This window comes from Streptomyces yerevanensis (assembly GCF_000716805.1).
Classification (GTDB): Bacteria; Actinomycetota; Actinomycetes; order Streptomycetales; family Streptomycetaceae; genus Streptomyces; species Streptomyces flaveus.
On sequence record NZ_JNWJ01000169.1, the window covers coordinates 1 to 2,185 of the forward strand.

Consider the following 2,185-nt stretch of genomic DNA (forward strand, 5'->3'; position numbering starts at 1 on the left):
TCCAGGATCCAGCGACCATTCGGCGTCGGGGGCGGTCCTGCTGGCCACCACCACGATCGCGTGGTCGGCGAGCCGCAGCAGAAAGGTCTCGCGCAGCCACGTCTCGAGGGGCTGACACTGCTCGAAGGTGTCGATGAGCAGCACCGTGCCGGGTTCGGCACACGCCGGGGCGGCCGTCTCCTCGAGCCGGCGCGGATCGGCGTCGAGGAACCGTCCGTCCACGTGCACCACGCGGCGGCCGGTGAGCTCGGCCTGCCGGGCGGCGTAGCGCACCAGCGAGGACTTGCCGATGCCGCCGGGGCCGTGCAGGTACGCCACAAACGGCGCTTGCGCCGCGCCCGACAGCATCAGCATTTTCGTGGAGATGGCCAGTCCAGTACGCAGGAGAGGCGATCGCCTCTCCTGGCACGCTAAGGGGCATGGCGACCACAGAACTCGGCGCGGCCCGGCGTCACTGGCGCGATCACACCTCGCCAAGGCTGTCGGCGTGTTCGCAGTTGCGCCGCCGGGCTGCTCATCATGGTCACACCGCTCAGCCCGGCTACATCCGTGACCGGAGCGGGACCGGGCCTGGCCGAGTCCTGAATGACGTCGAGCTGTCGAAGGGCGCCCAGGCTCGGTGAGCTTCGGCCGACGGCCGGGCTTGTCGGCCCCTGCGGGCTACAGGAACTCGCTCCGGTAGGTCGAGGCCAACTCGGCCGCGCGGCGGCGGCGTTCCGCGAGCTCGTCCTCCGACAGTTGTGGCGGCGGCGCGTCCTTACCCGCGACGACATCGCCGATGCGCGTGAAGTACTCGTCCTGGCCTGCGGGGGTGCACATGCACAGCATGCGGGCCGGCGCCCCCGAAGCGTTGCGGAAGTTGTGCGGGGCGTTGGCCGGGATGTTGACCGTGGACCCGGCCCCTACGGTGTGCTTCTCGCCGCGGAAGGTGAACTCGATCTCGCCTTCGAGGATGGTGAACATCTCCTCGAAGTCGTGCCGGTGCGGCGGTGGGCCGCCGCCGTCGGGGATGCGCATGTCGATCAGGCAGTATTGGCCGTTGGTCTGCTCGCCGGTGACCAGCATGGCGTACGTGTTGCCCACCAGAGAGATGTACGTCGTGCCGGGGTTGTCGGGGTTCGCGACGGTCAGCGAGCGGGACGGATCGTCGTCGGGGATCATCGCGGTCGTCTCCTCAGATGTCGGTCAAGGGGGAGTCGGTCGCCTGGCGCGACGACGACCTTGCCGCTGGGCAGAGCGCCCGCGGTGTCGGCGTGCAAGGCCCATGGTTCAGTCGGGTGCACCCGCGGGCGGTTGGTTGTTGACGGTTGAAGTGCAGCCAAGAGTAGGAACGGCTATGCGTAGTAAGCGTGTACGTCGGCGACACCGGATGGGATTGCGGCGACATCTTCGTCGGCGCGGAGGACACATGAGCAGCAGGGCGCGTTTCCTCGGCCCGGGCGACAGGACGGGCACGTTCACCGTCGACGCCGACTCCACCGGCACCGGCCGGGGGACGGGGGAGCCGTTCATCGACACATGGAACACCGCTTGGGGGACCTGCGCCCCCTGCCGGAATTCAGCGCTTCCATGATCGACGGCTTCCAGGGAACGATGCGCTGGGTGACCCCGCAGCACACCGCTGCCAACGAGCGCTGGGCTCTTCGCCCTTGGCTGTCTCCGAAGCCGCCGCGCGCCGGCACTTCACCGACAGCAGCCACTTCATCCGCGTATTCAAGAAACACCCGCCCAGTTCGCCCACCGACCAACCTGACGCCTCGGCTTCCCCCGTCCCGGTTGACCGGCGACTGCCGCGGCCGGCCCGGCGTCTCGCCGCGTCCTGTTCCGCTGCGGCCTGCGGGGCTCCGACGCCTGTCGAGTCCTTATGCTCCGCCTTTGCGGCGGCGAGGCGTGGCCGAGCGGGGCGGTGTCGAGCGCATATGGTCGCGTACCGGCGCCAGCAGGCTCGCGAGAGCCTTGACGTCGTCGCGCGAAAGCGGCTCGAACAACAGGCCGCTGACCACCTCGACATGCCCCGGCAGCACCTTCGCAAGCAGCGCACGCCCGGCATCGGTGATGGTGACGGTGATGCTCCGCTCGTCGTCCAGCGAGGGAGCGCGGACGACCAGGCCCTCCTTTTCGAGTAGACCTACCTGGTATGTCAGGCCGCTGCGGCTGTAGACGACGCCGTCGGCGAGGTCGGTCA

4 protein-coding genes are annotated in these 2,185 nt (G+C 69.1%); 1 reads left to right on the top strand and 3 read right to left on the bottom strand.

Annotated features, from left to right (window positions below; all coding sequences use genetic code 11):
- Together OP79_RS50280 and OP79_RS48765 are read right to left on the bottom strand one after the other, a co-directional pair.
- On the bottom strand, positions 1 to 354 hold a 354-nt coding region (locus OP79_RS50280; protein ID WP_037974010.1), incomplete at its 3' end, for an AAA family ATPase.
- A gap of 306 nt (positions 355 to 660) precedes the next feature.
- A complete protein-coding gene (locus OP79_RS48765; RefSeq protein ID WP_033329678.1) occupies positions 661 to 1,161 on the bottom strand; it encodes a cupin domain-containing protein in 501 nt (166 codons plus the stop codon).
- A gap of 247 nt (positions 1,162 to 1,408) precedes the next feature.
- Here OP79_RS48765 and OP79_RS53500 point away from each other — a divergent pair, with 247 nt between their 5' ends.
- Positions 1,409 to 1,573 carry a hypothetical protein gene (locus tag OP79_RS53500; RefSeq protein WP_245685759.1) on the top strand — a complete coding sequence of 55 codons (165 nt, stop codon included), beginning with the start codon at positions 1,409 to 1,411 and terminating at the stop codon, positions 1,571 to 1,573.
- Positions 1,574 to 1,862: 289 nt separating this feature from the next.
- Here OP79_RS53500 and OP79_RS48770 read toward each other — a convergent pair.
- On the bottom strand, positions 1,863 to 2,185 hold a 323-nt coding region (locus OP79_RS48770), incomplete at its 5' end, for a MarR family winged helix-turn-helix transcriptional regulator (protein WP_033329679.1).